This window comes from Capnocytophaga granulosa ATCC 51502, from assembly GCF_000411115.1.
In the GTDB taxonomy this organism is placed as follows: domain Bacteria; phylum Bacteroidota; class Bacteroidia; order Flavobacteriales; family Flavobacteriaceae; genus Capnocytophaga; species Capnocytophaga granulosa.
Window position 1 is genome coordinate 57,108 of record NZ_KE150255.1, and the last position, 15,637, is coordinate 72,744.

The following is a 15,637-nucleotide window of genomic DNA, read 5'->3' on the forward strand; positions in this document are numbered from 1 at the left end:
CCGTTAGTCACTAGTCACTCGTCATTAGTCACTATTGATAGATATTTCCAAATCGGAGACCTACAAAAGCATTGAGTTCTTTAGAGGAGCCTATGAGGTTACCAAAGACACTACGAGAACCAAAGATTAGTGGGCCTACATGAAGTGCTACCCCTGTATTGAAGCCTGATACTTCGTTATAGCTAATAGGCAAGAATGCTCCGAATACACCACCACCCCAGTGTGTTTCATAGCGTGGAGTAAGTACAAAGTCATTAGCATAACGTGCATTATACTCGTTCTTTGACACCATATTGAGTTGGCTGGAAAGATTAACATAGAAGCCATCTACGAAACGGTAATCTAAATTGATATTCAAGGTAGTAGGCAAGGAAGAATCGAAAGAAGTACCTCCAAGTTCTTCAGGTCGTGGAATTAGATCCAATGACTTTTGAATATCGTTGAGGTTAATATCTTTATTTACCAAGTTATAACGGTAGGACTTGTTATTTGTTGTATAGTTAAGCTTTCCTAAATCAAGCAAAGCAACTCCTACTTTAAAGCGGTAAGGAATATGTCCGTCACAGTTAGGACAGCCATCTTCGCTATATTCGTAGATTACTCCTAAGTCAGCTGCTACGGTAGAGGCAGAAGTAGCAAAGATGTCAGGTGAGCCAAGCACATCCAAGCCGCCACTTCTCACTTCAGCCTTAGCATCATTTACGTGGAGTATAGGATCTCCATTGGCATCTTTACCCAATGAAAAGCTATTAGCATTCGCCCCCTTGAAGCCCATATAGAAGCTACCAGTACCCTGTACAAATTTCACACCTGCACCCAAGCGGATAATATTGTAACCATCGTTCATGAGAGTATAGCTCCATACTGCCCCTATTTCCCTAAAGGCATTGGCCAACACATTCATATCGGAGATACCATTTAGGTGCTTGTAGCTACTTAGATTGCTAGAGAGATTCATATCCTTGCTATCTACAAGTGCTTGTAGTACATTGGCATCAATACCGGTAGTGTTTGCCATGAGGCGCAAGCGGGAAACAAGCCCTACCGCATTCCTTTTATTGACACGCACAATGAAAGAAGGTCCTAACACATCCACTTTCAACCCTGCATCAATTGCTTTTGAGTTAGCAAGGTTATCCGTAAATTTCTTGAAAGAGTTTTCCAAGTCAAAGGAAAAGCCCATCTCATTGTTGCCTAAATTGACATCTAGAGCCAAGAGGTTCACGTCCCAAGGGCGCGCCCATAGTGCATGTGCTGGGTTAGAAATAGTGGAGAGTGCTCCCCCGTAGGTACTCGTTCTAAGCCCTGCAAAGGACTGTTGCGCCATACCCTCATAGGCTATCAAGCCCAACAAAGATAGAAGAATTTTTTTCATAACAATTTATCCATTTTTTTCAAGGGACAAAAGTACAAAAATAATATTTAATTATCTATAATTAGTCATTATTTAACTTTTAACAATTTCCAAAAGCCAGCAGTCAGACATCAGTATATATGTGGTTAATCCAAACAATTAACAATTAACAATTGATAATTAACAATTAAAATTCGTATCTTTGTGCATACCTAAAAATCATATCCTATGAATTTTTTATCCATTGCACAAAATCGCTATACCACTAAAATGTATAACGGGAAGCGTATCCCTGAAGATACCCTTAACCAACTCAAGGAAATCCTCCGCCTATCACCTTCCTCCATTAACAGCCAACCTTGGCAGTTTGTTTTCGTGGGTAATGAGCGTAAGAATGAGGTTTTTGCGCCTCTTTCCTTGATAAATCAGGAGCGTGTGAAACTCGCCAGCCATATTGTCATCTTTAGAGTGTTAGACAGTGTTGCCCGTTTCGAACAAGAAGCACCCTCTTATATCTCAGAAGGCGGCTTTGCTTTCTATAAGCAGTATATCAAAAGCCAAGGCGATGCTCATGTGGAGGCTTGGATGGGACACCAAGTATATGTGGCCTTGGGCTACTTCCTCTCCGCTTGTGCCTCTATGGGAATCGACTCTACTCCTATGGAGGGCATCCTTCCTGCCGAGTACGACAAGCACCTACCCAAGGACGGCTATCGCACCCTCTTTGCTGTGGCTATTGGCTACCGTGACCCCGATGACGCCAACCAACCCGACCATACTGCTAAAAAGAGAAAAACAGATGTAGTGAAAAGTGAAGAATGAAAAGTGAAGAGTGAATAGAGTTTTTCTCTATTCACTTTTCACTATTCACTTATTTTTTGTATTTTTGCCCCCTCTCTTATACATCATACAACTATGCTGAATGTTAGTGGCTTATCCATTTCTTTCCAAGGGGAAACCCTCTTCTCCGATGTGGCTTTTATGCTCGTCGGCGGCGATCGCGTGGGGATTATTGGCAAAAATGGCGCTGGAAAATCCACTTTGCTCAAGATGCTCTCAGGGGAATTACCTCCCGATACGGGTACTATTGCCCTGGAGCGAAACGCAAAGATTGGTTACCTAAAACAAGATATCGACTTTGTTGCAGGCCGTACAGTGCTTGAGGAGGCTTATCAGGCCTTCACTACGCTTATGCGCCTTGAAGAGGAATTGGATAGCATCCACCATGAGATAGCAACTCGCACCGATTACGAAAGTGAGAGCTATAACGACCTACTTATCCGCTTGCACGATGTGACCCATGAGTACGAAATTCATGGAGGCTATACTTATAAAGGTGACACCGAGCGCATCCTCTCTGGACTGGGCTTCTCGCAGGAGGACTTCTCTCGCCTGACCGATAGCTTCTCAGGGGGCTGGCGTATGCGTATAGAGTTGGCCAAGCTCCTCTTGGAAAAGAATGACATTCTCCTTTTGGACGAGCCGACCAACCACCTCGATATTGAATCTATCATCTGGTTCGAGGGCTTCCTCAAGTCCTTCCCTGGCGCCGTGGTGATTATCTCGCATGACAAAATGTTCTTGGACAATGTCACCAACCGTACCATTGAGATTGTCGCTGGTCGTATCTACGACTATCCCAAGCCGTATTCGGCTTTCTTGGAGCTACGTAAGGAAATGATTACCCAGCAGCTCGCCGCTCAGAAGAATCAGGAGAAGATGATCCAGCAAACGGAGAAACTCATCGATAAGTTTCGTGCCAAGGCTTCCAAAGCCTCTATGGCACAGTCTTTGATAAAGAAATTAGACCGTATTGAGCGCATTGAGGTCGATGAGCAGGAAACAGCGGTTATGTCCGTTCGCTTCCCCCTCTCTCAACAACCTGGCAAAGTGGTTTTGGAGATTGACCATGTCAGCAAGAGTTATGATGACAAGCTGATACTCAAGGACGTAAGTCTACTGGTAGAACGTGGCTCCAAGATAGCTTTCGTCGGACAAAACGGACAGGGGAAAACAACCTTGGCCAAGATGATTATAGGAGAGATTCCCTATGAGGGTTCTATCCGCTTGGGGCACAATGTAGAAATAGGCTACTTCGCTCAAAACCAAGCCCATTACTTGGACGGCGAACTCACCCTCTTGGATACCATGCTCAATGCAGCCAATGACTCCAACCGTATCAAAGTACGTGATATACTCGGTGCTTTCCTCTTCCGTGGCGATGAGGTAGAAAAGAAAGTAAAAGTACTCTCAGGGGGCGAACGCAATCGCTTGGCTTTGGCCAAAATGCTCCTCTCCTCCTTTAACGTACTGGTGATGGACGAGCCTACCAACCACCTGGACATCGCCTCCAAGAACGTTCTCAAGCAGGCACTCCAGCGCTTCGAAGGAACACTCATCATCGTATCCCACGACCGTGACTTCCTCACTGGCCTTACCGACAAGGTCTATGAGTTCAAGAACCATACAATCAAGGAGTATCTCGGCGATATTGATTTCTATTTGGAACAAAGAGCCGTCTCCTCCTTCCGAGAGATAGAAAAGGGTGAAGAGGTCAAAAAAGAGGTAGTAGTAGAAAAGGAAAAGACCCTTTCCTATGAAGAACAAAAAGAGCGTAAGAAGCTCACTAACCAGCTCAGCAAAGTAGAGCGACAAATTGCTGACCTTGAAACCGAGATCGCCCAAATGGACAAACAAATACAAGCCAACCCCTCCCCCGCTCTTATGGAGCAGTACGGCCAGAAAAAAAACCAGCTAGATGCCCTTATGGAGGAATGGGAGAAAATTTCATTAATCATTAACAATTGAATTTCATCGTTTCCGCCCGCAAATACCGCCCACAGACCTTCCGTGATGTTGTGGGACAAAAGGCTATCACCGATACCCTGGAGAATGCCATTGCCAATGACCACCTCGCACAGGCCTTACTCTTTACTGGCCCTCGTGGGGTAGGTAAGACCACTTGCGCCCGTATTCTAGCCAAGAAAATCAATGAGAAAACCACCCCTACCGAAGGGGATAATGACTTTGCTTTCAATATCTTTGAGCTGGACGCGGCTTCTAACAACAGTGTGGAGGGCATCCGCTCCCTCATCGAGCAAGTGCGTATCCCTCCCCAAGTAGGTAAGTATAAGGTATATATCATTGACGAGGTGCACATGCTCTCCAATGCGGCCTTCAACGCCTTCCTCAAGACGCTGGAGGAACCACCCGCTCATGCCATTTTTATCTTGGCCACCACCGAGAAACATAAGGTGATTCCTACCATTCTTTCTCGCTGTCAGATCTTTGACTTCAAGCGCATCACCATTAGTGATGCCCGCGAGTACCTCAAGTATATCGCTGGCGAACAAGGCCTCAAGGCCGAGGACGAAGCCCTACAGATCATCGCCCAAAAAGCCGACGGCGCCATGCGCGACGCCCTCTCTATCTTTGACCGCGTGGTGAGCTTCTGCGGAGATACCATTACCCGACAAGCCGTATCCGAGATTCTCAACGTCTTGGACTACGATACTTATTTCAAAATTACCGACCTGATTGTCGCCAACAATATCCCACAACTCTTGGTAGAGTTCAACAGCATTCTTGCACATGGCTTTGACGGACAACACTTTATATCTGGCCTAGCAGGACACTTCCGCGACCTGATGGTTTGTAAGAACAACAAGACCATCGCCCTTATGGAAGTGGGTGAGGAAACCCAAAAGAAGTACGCCGAACAAACGGCCAAGTGCGATTTTCCTTTCTTGGTACGCGCCTTGGAGATTGCCTCCGACTGCGACCTTAAGTATAAGACAAGTCGCACCCCGCGCCTCTTGGTTGAGCTCGCCCTTATGCAATTAGCCTCATTGACCTTTGAAGGGGATAAAAAAAAAATGATGGATATATAATCCCTGTCTGTGTTTTCCACAAGGACACCCCTAAGGAAAACAAGACAGAAGCTACTCAACCTCAACAAGTTACCACTACCACAGTCACACCCACCCCTGTAACCACTCCGCCTGCCCATAGTGTTTCGGCCACTTCCCTTAAGAGTATCCAGCTCAAGCGCGAAGCTGCCAAGGTGCGCGATGACCACAACCTATCCTCCCAAGACCTCCCTGCCGAGAACTATACCAAGGAGGATTTCGATCGTGTATGGCAGAACATGCTCACCATCTTGGACAAGCGGGGCGAACACCTACTCATTAGCTATTTAGGCAAGACCACTCCTGCTATTGATAAGGACATCATTCACATAGAAGTCAGCAGCAACATAGCCGATATAGACATCCGCTCTCACCAGCAGCGCCTGCTCACCTATATTCACAAGCAGCTCAAGAACCACCATATCACCATGGAGATCACCCTCAACCGAGCCGCCGCTGTCGCTGCCACTCCCTACACCCTCGAAGAGAAGTACAACGCCCTCAAGGAGCAAAACCCTTTCCTCGAGACCTTCGTCCAAGAATTAGGACTACAATTCTAAAGAGCGAATAACGAATAGTGAAGAGTGAAAAGCATTCTTCACTATTCCTCCGTTGGCGAGAGCTTGCAGCTCGTGCCCCTACAACTACTGACTACTTATCAACAATTCTCTGTTGAAAAAATAACTCTTTTGTTTATAAGCCTTTAGCACCTTGTCTCTTTTTTCTCTTGGAAAACCTTATCAAATACCCTAACTTTGCACATAATTTTTCACTATGACACAAACCGATATTGACCAAATCCACTCCCTCGTCCATGAGGGCAACAAGCTCGCCGCAGTAAAGCTCCTGAAGGACACCACTCATATAGGTCTCAAAGAAGCCAAGGACATCATTGATGACTTTTTCTTAGGCAAGCTAACCGACCTTGAAGCTGCTGTCGCTCAGGCCAAAACCCGCTATAGCGACACTTATGAGAGCATCAGTGCCTCCTCTGACCCCGACGGCTCCAATGTACATTTCTTTTACCAAAAAGGCAATCACAGGGAAGAGGTTACCCCAGGTCACCCTATGTGGGAGCGCGTCAGAAACCAATATACCTGCGTTTGGGAAAATGCACCCGAAGAGGTCAAAAAGGTACGTGAGGCTTTCCGTAAGGCCGTTTTGGAGATGGAAGCCAAAGCAGGTTACACCCCTAAGAAAAACGCACAAACCACCAACAGAAAAGAACAAGCCTCCAGCGACAAAAGAGATACGCTGTTTATCAAAAAAAGTCCCTTTGACTTTCTCAAATGGTATTTCTATCTCTTTATCGCTGCTGCTATAGTCTATATGATATATTTATTTATCAATCACTAATCATTGATCATTGGTCACTAGTCATTAGTCACTAGTCATTGGTCATTGGTCATTAATCATTAAAAAACATGGGAATATTTGACAAAAGGGAAAATTACAAACCCTTTGAGTATCCAGAAGTCATGAAATTCGTGGATATGATGCACCAAACATTCTGGGTGCACTCCGAAGTAGAATTTACCGCTGACATACAGGACTTTAAGTCCAACCTCAGTTTGGTAGAAAAAGAAGCCGTTAAGCGCGCCCTCTTGGGGATTGCCCAAGTGGAAGTTGCAGTAAAAACTTTTTGGGGAGACCTCTATGACATCTTCCCCAAACCTGAGTTCAACGGCTTAGGCGCTACCTTTGCCGAATGTGAGTTCCGCCACTCCGAGGCCTATTCACGTCTTTTGGAGGTTTTGGGCTACAACAATGAGTTCGAAACACTCTTGGAAGTGCCTATCTTCAAGGAAAGAAATGCAATTCTCAAGGAATATCTAGCCAAAAACAGGGAAAACGCCATGGAGCGTATCCTTTTCTTTACCTTAATTATAGAGAACGCTTCTCTATTTAGCCAGTTTGCTACCATTCTCTCCTTCACTCGTTTCAAAGGGTACATGAAGAATGTGGCCAATATCATCGCTTGGACGTCTATTGACGAGCAGGTACATGCCAATGCGGGTATCTACATCCTCAAAACCATATTCGAGGAAAATCCTGACTTCCGTGCCAAAGCCAAGGAAGAAGCTACCCAGTTTATTCGCGACTATATCCTATTGGAAGACAAGATGTTGGACTGGATTTTTGAAGAAGGCGAACTCTCTTTCTTCACCAAGAAAGATTTGGCCAACTATATGCGTTACCGCCTTGATGATGCCTTGACCCAATTGGATCTCGGCAAGCCTTTCGGTATCACCGCTCAGGAGGCCGCCCCTATGTTGTGGTTTGAGGAAGAAGTATTCGTCAACGAACTCGATGACTTCTTCGCCAAGCGACCCACCGCTTACACCAAGCACGACAAGAGCATCACCGCTAACGACCTATTCTAAAAAATAAAAAGCGAATAGTGAAAAATGAAGAGTGAATAATCACTTTTCATTTTTCACTATTCTCTAATCACTTAATATATGAATTACAGTAAAGAAATCACCCAAGAAATTCAGCTCATTGACACCGATTATTTCACCCTTGGCGAATACATCTATATGGCTATGGGCTTAGTCGGCAACCATCGTGTATGTATAGCCGTTGCCTACAAGATAGACTATTGTATCAAGAAAGCACTCCAGTTTGTCGAAGCTGACCCTTTTGTAACTTTCACTCATATTAATAAGGTAAAGGTAGGCGAAACCACCGCCGAGCGCCGTTTTCTTTGGAAAAATGAATAACGAAAAGTGAATAGTGAAAAACTCCCCCTAACCAACACTTTTCACTCTTCACTTTTCATTTTTCACTTAATTTTTTCTTCGAAAAAATTTTGCCCTTTCCAAAAAAAGTATTACTTTTGCACCCAATTATTGTTTAATTAAAAAGCAAACGAATATGTATGCAATTGTAGAGATGGCAGGGCAACAATTCAAAGTTAGCAAAGACCAGAAAGTATTTGTTCACCGCTTAGACGACGCTGAAGGAAGCGAAGTAATCTTCGACAAAGTTCTTCTTTTAGACCAAAACGGTGCAATTACCATCGGCGCCCCAACCATAGACGGAGCTTCTGTGCAAGCCAAAGTACTACGCCACGTAAAGGGTGACAAAGTAATCGTTTTCAAAAAGAAAAGACGCAAAGGGTACAAAGTAAAAAATGGACACCGTCAATTCTTTACTGAAATCCAGATTAGCGAAATCCTTGCCACTGGCGGAAAGAAAGCGCCTGCTAAAGAAAGTAAACCTAAAAAATCTAAAGACGACCTCACTAAAGTAGAAGGTATTGGCCCTAAAGCTGCTGAAGCACTCTCTAAAGCAGGAGTAAATACTTTTGAGAAATTGTCTAAGAAATCCGTAGAAGAGATTCGCACCATCCTAGTAGAAGCTAGCAAAACCTTAGCTCACCTTGACCCACAGACTTGGGCGCAACAAGCTAAGCTCGCTGCTGAAGGAAAATGGGACGAACTCAAAAAATGGCAAGACGAACTCAACGGAGGTATCGTAAAATAATTGTATAACCGCTTGACGATCAAGCATTAATAATTCAGATAACATGGCTCACAAGAAAGGTGTCGGTAGTTCTAAGAACGGTAGAGAATCTCACTCTAAACGACTTGGCGTAAAGATATATGGAGGTCAGCTCGCTGTAGCTGGTAACATCATCGTTCGCCAAAGAGGTACAGTACATGCCGCTGGAGAAAATGTATATATGGGAAAAGACCATACACTCCATGCTGCTGTAAGCGGAATCGTTAGATTCCAAAAGAAAAAGAACAACAAATCCTTTGTTTCTATTGAACCACTCGCAGAAGCATAAGGAGCAGAAAAGAATAACTTCTTTTTATTAATCTAAAAAAAGCAATAAGTTTAAACCTTATTGCTTTTTTTTTCGCTTAAAAAAACGTATATTTGTGCTCCAAATCAAAAAAGATGAGACGAATAACACTTTTACTCGCCTTGTGCTTGTCTTTTGTTGCGCTCGCCCAAAAGCAAACCATCGCAACTGATAAGGCTACCTACGACGGAGCCTTATGGACTAAGCGCCTGTACTACCTACAATGGATACAAGGCACCGACACTTACACTTATTTCAAGGACGGCAACCTAGCGATCTTTGACACCAAAGGCGCCCAAGTGGGGGCGATTAACCTACAAAAACTATCCGATACGTATAAGATTGAGGGCTTCCCCAACATCACTTATATTGACGGCAATCAGGTAGTAGTGGAAACCTCCGATCACTTCTACATCTATGATTATCTGATCGAGCGACCTATCTTCTCTATCACTATTCCTGAAAAAGCAGAAAATAGGGTCTATAACCACCAGCAGAAAGCCATCGCCTATACCATGGACAATAACTTGTTCTTGGCTACCGAGAGCGACCCTCGCTTCCCTATCGCTGTTTCTAAAGACGAAAATATCATCTCTGGCCAATTTATCCACCGTAATGAGTTCGGTATTCAGGGGGGGATCTTCTGGTCTCCCAAGGGCAATTACATCGCTTTCTATGTCAAGGACGTGAGCCAAGTGCAGGACTATCCCTTGGTAGATATCAACACTACTCCCGCTACACTGAAGAATATCAAATACCCTATGGCGGGATCCAAAAACGAAATCGCTAAAATCGGGGTTTTTAACCTAAGACTCAAAACCACCTTTTACCTCAAGGTAGATAACCAAGACGCCCACTACCTGACCAATTTGGCTTGGACGCCCGACGAAAAACAAATCCTCTTAGCCGAAGTAAAGCGTAGCCAAGACCACTACAACCTCAATACTTATAGCCGAGAAACAGGAGAAAAGATACAAACCCTTTGGAAGGAAAGCAACCCCAAGTGGGTAGAACCAGAAACCCCTGCCCTTTTTATCCCTAACCGCAACAATGAGTTTGTTTGGCTAAGCGAAAAAGATGGCTTTATGAACCTTTACCTAGGCAATACTAGCTCCACTAAGTTCCGCCAACTCACTGCCTTCAAGTGGGTCGTACAGGAGGTTTTAGGCTTTGACGAAAATGGAGAAAATGTCTTTATCCAAGGAACAGGCGAAGACCCTCGTGACCGACATATCTATAGTGTCAATATCCAAAAAGGTACCGTAAGAAGCCTTACCCCTAAGGCTGGCTCGCACTCTGCGCTCCTTAGCAGCAATGGCCGTTACCTCTTAGACATCCACAGTGCTCTAAAGACCCCTTACAATGTCTCCATGGTAGAGGTAGCCTCAGGAGCTTCCAAAACTTTCTACCAAGCACCTAACCCCTTGGAAAATTATGATGTAGGTACTGTAGAGTTTGTAACTCTCAAGGCCGACAACGGCACTCCGCTCTATGGAAAAATCGTAAAACCACGCGACTTTGACCCCAAAAAGAAATACCCTGTATTGGTGTATGTGTATGGAGGCCCACATGACCAATTGGTAATTAACCAATGGAATGGTGCTACCTACCCTTGGATGCTCGCCATGGCTCAGAATGAGCAGTACCTTATCTTTACGCTAGACAACCGTGGCTCCGAGAATCGCGGCTTCGCCTTCGAAAGTGTGATACACCGCGACTTAGCCAAATATGCCATGAAAGACCAAATGAAGGGTGTAGAATACCTCAAGTCTCTCCCTTATGTAGATAGCAAGCGTATGGTAGTCTATGGCTGGAGCTTCGGAGGCTTCCTCGCCTCTTCCCTTATGTACCGCCAGCCTGGCACCTTCACTACCGCAATAGCAGGAGGCGCAGTGATTGACTGGAAATTCTATGAGGTTATGTATGGCGAACGCTATATGGATACCCCTGAGGAAAACCCTGAAGGCTACAAGGACAACCTTGTAACCAACTATATTAAGAACCTACAAGGCAATATCCTCTATATCCATGGTTATATAGACCCAATTGTGGTACCTCAGCACATGCTCACCATTTCACAAGCGGCTATTAACGAAGGCAAAGTGATTCACTCCTTCTTATACCCTAATCAGGAACATAACGTCCTCGGCAATGAATCTATCCACTTGACCAAAATCATCGTAGATTTCATTCTCAAAAACAATGTAGAGCAACCTGAGAATACAGAGCCTCAACCCACTCAAGAAAATGCTGACACTACAGCTGGTGCAAGTCTGTAGCACTTATTAGAGATGCTCTTTATTGCATCTTACAATACTCATGCTGGCGCGAGCTTGCAGCTCATGCCTACCCATAGAGTTTATAGCTCATACATCGCCTCATGCTGGCGCGAGCTTGCAGCTCGTGCCCACATTCATAGAGCTTGTAGCTCTTACATCACAAAACTTTGAAAATCAATTTTCTTCATAATTTAATACGAATAAGGGGTGACTCCATAGGAGCACCCCTTATTTAATGAAAAGTGAAGAGTGAACAGCGTTTTTCACTTTTCACTCTTCATTTTTCACTTTTCACTCTTCACTTTTCACTTAAATGCTTGTTTAAGATCATGTTGCAAGTCCTCTATATCCTCCAATCCTACTGAAAGTCGGATAAGGTCTGGGGTTACCCCGGTGAGTACTTGTGCCTCTTCGCTAAGCTGTTGATGGGTTGTACTAGCAGGGTGTATGATAAGCGATTTAGTATCACCCAAGTTAGCCAACAGAGAGAAGATCTTTACATTATTAACCGTCTTTTTGGCTGCCTCAAAGCCTCCTTTGAGACCAAAGGTAACCAAACCACTCTGTCCTCCTTGTAGATATTTGTCTGCCAAGGCCTTATAGGGGCTATCTTCCAACCCTGGGTAATTCACCCAAGCCACCTCAGGCTGTGCTTTAAGCCACTTGGCAAGAGCCAATGCATTTTCGCTATGTTTCTTCACACGAATAGGAAGAGTTTCAAGGCTTTGCAAAATCTGGAAGGCATTGAATGGACTCAGAGCAGTTCCCAAATCGCGCAAGCCCTCTATACGTAGCTTTGCCACAAAAGCTAGGTTACCCAAAGCCTCGTGTAGCACCAGCCCATGATACCCCGCAGAAGGCTCGGTAAATTCAGGGAACTTACCACTACTCCAGTCAAAGTTTCCTCCGTCTATAATCGCTCCTCCAAGGCTGGTACCATTGCCTCCTATATATTTGGTAAGGGAATGTACCACTATATTAGCCCCATGTTTGATAGGATTCAGCAGCACAGGGGTAGCCACTGTATTATCTACAATCAAAGGAATTTTGTGCTTATGAGCCACTTTGGCAATCGCCTCTATATCCAGCACATCCAACTTAGGATTACCCAATGTCTCTATAAAAATAGCACGGGTGTTTTCTTTCACCGCCTTGTCAAAGTTGGCTACCTCCTTAGGATCTACAAAGGTTGTGGTAATCCCAAGGCGTGGCAAGGTTACATTGAGCAAGTTATAAGTACCTCCATAGAGACTGTTGGACGATACGATATGATCCCCCGTGCGCAAGAGCGTAAGGAAAGTTGTCGTAAGTGCAGCCGCTCCTGAGGAGGTTACCACAGCTCCTACCCCTCCCTCTATAGCCGCTAAGCGTTGTTCCAATACATCATTGGTAGGGTTGTTTAGTCTTGTATAGATGTATCCAGGAACTGAAAGGTTAAATCTCCCTGCTGCATCATCCGCATTCTTAAATACATAAGATGTTGTCTGATAGATAGGCACCGCCTGAGCGCCTTGGTTGGCTTGCGCATCATAGCCCGCATGTAGCGCATTGGTTGATTGTTTGAAAGTCGTCATACTTTTATATTTTGTTCTATTACAATGATTAAATTCTGTTTCTAAATACGGTTGTATTTTTTTATTCGTAATTAAAGCGCAAAGTTAGAAAATATTTTTGATACTACCAAAATAAAAAAGAATTTTTTTATAACAAACAAATTTGCCAATATGCTAATTGACAAATCAGCACATTGGCAAATTAAAAATCAGCTAATTAGCCTATTAAAACTGGTAACCCACTCCAGCTAATATACTGATAGTAGCCGCAGGCATAATTCCTCCCCAAGCACTGTGGCGGGTAGTGAAGTACTTGCGGTTGAGTAGGTTTAGTGCATTGAGGTTCACATTCCATTGCTTGATACTATAGTTGGCTGTAGCATTAAGCAAGAAGAACTTAGGAATAAGCCCTACATTACCATTGGCAGAACCTTCGAAGGTGTTTTTCTGATCCGAGAACTGAGAACTTACAAAGTTTCCATATCCGTTGAGGGTAAGGATACCTCCTGCACAATCCATTTGGTATTTTGCTCCTGCAGTAGCTGTATAGCGAGGGGCATAAGGTATACGGTTACCCTTGTACATACCATATTCTATAGTTGCTTTCTGGATAGCACCACTTCCATAGAGTTTCAACCCTTCTATAGGATAGATGGCACCACTCATTTCTATTCCTTGGTGTAGTGCTTTACCTCCGTTGTTAAGCAAGCCTCCCTCACGGAATATCTTGTGATCGAAATCCAAGATATAAGCAGCCAATTCCACTTCCAACCAATCGGTAGGAGTAGTACGCAAGCCCAATTCATAGTTGTTAGAGGTTTCTGCATCCAAATCACCATTGGTTTCAAAGGCAATACGGATTTGTGGCATCTTATACCCCTTGGAATAGGTCAAATAAGCACGATAGTCATCAGAGAATTTATAGAATAATCCTAAAGAGTAGATAAAGGCATCTTCATTGGTGTTATCCCACTGATTACGGAAGTAATCCTCTTTGTCGTAATTGACAAAGGTATAGCGTACTGCTGGATTGATATTGAACTTATCAGTGATATGGAACTCATCAAACACATAACCTTCCACTACAGCAACGGTATTGGCTGAATTGGCAGTGGTTTTCCCTTCTTTTACGCCCATTTTATCACCTGCCACAGATATATCATGGGTAATATCGGTATGTAGGCGTATCCCTGCCAAGAGCTTGTTCTCCTTACCAAAGAGTGTATTGGTACGTTCATAGTCGGAGAAGAGTCCCAAAGAAGGAATATCTCGCAAAGCAGAGGTAAATTTGCGCTTAGCAGGGTCTGCATTGCGGTTGTCAAGCCACCAATCACGCTTGAGATAACTTCCATAAATAGAAGTAGTAAGCGAATTCTGCTCATCAAATAGGCGTTTGTAAGAGATAGCTGTGCTAAAGCGTCTCGCCTCAAAGAAATCATGCGGATTCACCGATTGTTCTGGGTCAGCATCCCATTGTGCTTGGCTAAGCCCTCCTGGGGTATCTGAGTATTCGGTAAAGCCATTGACGAAGAAGCGCCATTCGTTCTTCTCCCCTATCTTAGTGGTAACATTGCCTGTAAAGTCATTCACAGCGTAGTAGCTACGTGATTTCCTAAAGCCATCTCCCTGACGACGATGAAAACCAGCATAGTAATTCATAGCACCTTCATTGGTATTACCTACGGTTTCTACCCCTATATTTAGTGCATTATGGTTACCATATTGTAAGTTAAGATTTGTATGAGGCTGAGCAGCACCTTTCTTGGTGATGATATTCACCACACCGCCTATACTACCACTTCCATAGAGCGCAGGAGAGGCGCCTTTAATCACTTCTACACTTTCAATGGCTCCTACAGGCATCATATAATACCCTCCCATATCGGAATAGCTCTGGCCGATAGGAATTTTCCCATCAATGACAACCAAAGTATTGCTATTACGAGCAGGGTCTATCCCTCTGAGTCCTATTCCTGGACGCAAGCCTCGTCCATCTTCATCTATATAATTGACCCCTGGCATAAAGCGTACGGCATCTCCTACAGCAGGAATTGCCAATTCTTTGATCTGTGCAGCCGAAACCACATTTACCGTACCAGCAAAATCCTTGATTTGTCGCTTAATTCCAGTGGAGGTTACTGTCACTTCAGAGAGTTCCTCTTGGGAGACCTTCATTTGTACATTGAGCAAAGTACGCCCTTGTACCCCTACCTCTTGAGTGTGATAGCCTAAGGATCTGAATATAAGGACATCATTCTCATCTACACGGATAGTGTAGTAGCCGTCCTTATCAGTGGCAACCCCGCGTTGGGAGCCTTTTACAAGAACATTCACCCCAAGTAGTGGTACGCCATGGGCATCTACTACGTGCCCTTCTACTTGGATTTCTCTCTCCTGTTCCATAGTACTATTGGAAGCTGCAAAGTCAGCAGCATTCACCTGAGGAACTGTAAGTGCTATCATCGCTGTCAGTAGCCACTTACCCATCATTTGTGTTTTCTTTTTCATAAAGAACACTTTTATATAACTAAAAACGGCGCAAAAGTAGTCATTTATATTTAATCCAAATAATTATTTATATTTGTTTTAAGTTAAATATTATACTAACTCCTGAAACCTCTGCTGTTTGTCTTTTGTTCTCTGCTATTAATACAAATCAATTGCCAATTGTTAATTGATTTAAGTTTCGTAAGTTCTGTAACTTATTGATATTCAAAACCTCCCCCTAC

General features: G+C 44.0%; 13 protein-coding genes. 10 read left to right on the top strand and 3 right to left on the bottom strand.

The annotated features are described in order from the left end of the window. Positions 1 to 31: 31 nt before the first annotated feature. Positions 32 to 1,375: a DUF5723 family protein gene (locus HMPREF9331_RS07765; RefSeq protein WP_016420431.1), complete on the bottom strand. Its 1,344-nt coding sequence runs from the start codon at positions 1,373 to 1,375 to the stop codon at positions 32 to 34. A 207-nt stretch (positions 1,376 to 1,582) separates the two neighbouring features. Here HMPREF9331_RS07765 and HMPREF9331_RS07770 point away from each other — a divergent pair, with 207 nt between their 5' ends. From HMPREF9331_RS07770 to HMPREF9331_RS07815, 10 genes are all read left to right on the top strand, one after another. Beyond that, complete coding sequence (locus HMPREF9331_RS07770; protein ID WP_016420432.1) at positions 1,583 to 2,176, top strand: NAD(P)H-dependent oxidoreductase; 594 nt, start codon at positions 1,583 to 1,585, stop codon at positions 2,174 to 2,176. Between the two features lie 93 nt (positions 2,177 to 2,269). After that, positions 2,270 to 4,162, top strand: coding sequence for an ABC-F family ATP-binding cassette domain-containing protein (locus HMPREF9331_RS07775; protein ID WP_016420433.1), 1,893 nt, complete (start codon positions 2,270 to 2,272; stop codon positions 4,160 to 4,162). Next, positions 4,159 to 5,244, top strand: a complete 1,086-nt coding sequence (dnaX, locus tag HMPREF9331_RS07780; RefSeq protein WP_009641133.1) for a DNA polymerase III subunit gamma/tau — start codon at positions 4,159 to 4,161, stop codon at positions 5,242 to 5,244. Before HMPREF9331_RS07775 ends, dnaX begins: the two co-directional genes overlap by 4 nt. A 173-nt stretch (positions 5,245 to 5,417) precedes the next feature. Beyond that, on the top strand, positions 5,418 to 5,822 hold the full coding sequence (locus HMPREF9331_RS07785; RefSeq protein WP_009641131.1) for a hypothetical protein: 405 nt from the start codon (positions 5,418 to 5,420) through the stop codon (positions 5,820 to 5,822). 214 nt (positions 5,823 to 6,036) lie between these two features. Then, positions 6,037 to 6,618, top strand: a complete 582-nt coding sequence (locus tag HMPREF9331_RS07790) for a hypothetical protein (protein WP_016420434.1) — start codon at positions 6,037 to 6,039, stop codon at positions 6,616 to 6,618. A gap of 68 nt (positions 6,619 to 6,686) precedes the next feature. Then, positions 6,687 to 7,646, top strand: a complete 960-nt coding sequence (locus HMPREF9331_RS07795; RefSeq protein WP_009641106.1) for a ribonucleotide-diphosphate reductase subunit beta — start codon at positions 6,687 to 6,689, stop codon at positions 7,644 to 7,646. 78 nt (positions 7,647 to 7,724) lie between these two features. After that, positions 7,725 to 7,985 carry a hypothetical protein gene (locus HMPREF9331_RS07800; RefSeq protein ID WP_009641155.1) on the top strand — a complete coding sequence of 87 codons (261 nt, stop codon included), beginning with the start codon at positions 7,725 to 7,727 and terminating at the stop codon, positions 7,983 to 7,985. 154 nt (positions 7,986 to 8,139) lie between these two features. After that, positions 8,140 to 8,751: a 50S ribosomal protein L21 gene (gene rplU, locus HMPREF9331_RS07805; protein ID WP_009641097.1), complete on the top strand. Its 612-nt coding sequence runs from the start codon at positions 8,140 to 8,142 to the stop codon at positions 8,749 to 8,751. 43 nt (positions 8,752 to 8,794) lie between these two features. Beyond that, positions 8,795 to 9,058, top strand: coding sequence for a 50S ribosomal protein L27 (gene rpmA / locus HMPREF9331_RS07810; RefSeq protein ID WP_009641095.1), 264 nt, complete (start codon positions 8,795 to 8,797; stop codon positions 9,056 to 9,058). Positions 9,059 to 9,171: 113 nt separating this feature from the next. Next, positions 9,172 to 11,355: a S9 family peptidase gene (locus HMPREF9331_RS07815; protein WP_016420435.1), complete on the top strand. Its 2,184-nt coding sequence runs from the start codon at positions 9,172 to 9,174 to the stop codon at positions 11,353 to 11,355. Between the two features lie 305 nt (positions 11,356 to 11,660). Here HMPREF9331_RS07815 and HMPREF9331_RS07820 read toward each other — a convergent pair whose 3' ends face one another. Further along, positions 11,661 to 12,929 carry an O-acetylhomoserine aminocarboxypropyltransferase/cysteine synthase family protein gene (locus tag HMPREF9331_RS07820; protein WP_016420436.1) on the bottom strand — a complete coding sequence of 423 codons (1,269 nt, stop codon included), beginning with the start codon at positions 12,927 to 12,929 and terminating at the stop codon, positions 11,661 to 11,663. Between the two features lie 204 nt (positions 12,930 to 13,133). After that, positions 13,134 to 15,416, bottom strand: coding sequence for a TonB-dependent receptor (locus HMPREF9331_RS07825; protein WP_016420437.1), 2,283 nt, complete (start codon positions 15,414 to 15,416; stop codon positions 13,134 to 13,136). Positions 15,417 to 15,637 lie beyond the last annotated feature (221 nt).

Excerpts from the sequence above, each read along its gene's own strand:
- rpmA (WP_009641095.1), top strand. The coding sequence starts at position 8,795 with ATGGCTCACAAGAAAGGTGTCGGTAGTTCTAAGAACGGTAGAGAATCT.
- HMPREF9331_RS07790 (WP_016420434.1), top strand. The coding sequence starts at position 6,037 with ATGACACAAACCGATATTGACCAAATCCACTCCCTCGTCCATGAGGGC.
- HMPREF9331_RS07770 (WP_016420432.1), top strand. The coding sequence starts at position 1,583 with ATGAATTTTTTATCCATTGCACAAAATCGCTATACCACTAAAATGTAT.
- HMPREF9331_RS07820 (WP_016420436.1), bottom strand. The coding sequence starts at position 12,929 with ATGACGACTTTCAAACAATCAACCAATGCGCTACATGCGGGCTATGAT.
- HMPREF9331_RS07765 (WP_016420431.1), bottom strand. The coding sequence starts at position 1,375 with ATGAAAAAAATTCTTCTATCTTTGTTGGGCTTGATAGCCTATGAGGGT.
- HMPREF9331_RS07775 (WP_016420433.1), top strand. The coding sequence starts at position 2,270 with ATGCTGAATGTTAGTGGCTTATCCATTTCTTTCCAAGGGGAAACCCTC.
- HMPREF9331_RS07795 (WP_009641106.1), top strand. The coding sequence starts at position 6,687 with ATGGGAATATTTGACAAAAGGGAAAATTACAAACCCTTTGAGTATCCA.
- HMPREF9331_RS07815 (WP_016420435.1), top strand. The coding sequence starts at position 9,172 with ATGAGACGAATAACACTTTTACTCGCCTTGTGCTTGTCTTTTGTTGCG.
- HMPREF9331_RS07800 (WP_009641155.1), top strand. The coding sequence starts at position 7,725 with ATGAATTACAGTAAAGAAATCACCCAAGAAATTCAGCTCATTGACACC.
- HMPREF9331_RS07825 (WP_016420437.1), bottom strand. The coding sequence starts at position 15,416 with ATGAAAAAGAAAACACAAATGATGGGTAAGTGGCTACTGACAGCGATG.
- rplU (WP_009641097.1), top strand. The coding sequence starts at position 8,140 with ATGTATGCAATTGTAGAGATGGCAGGGCAACAATTCAAAGTTAGCAAA.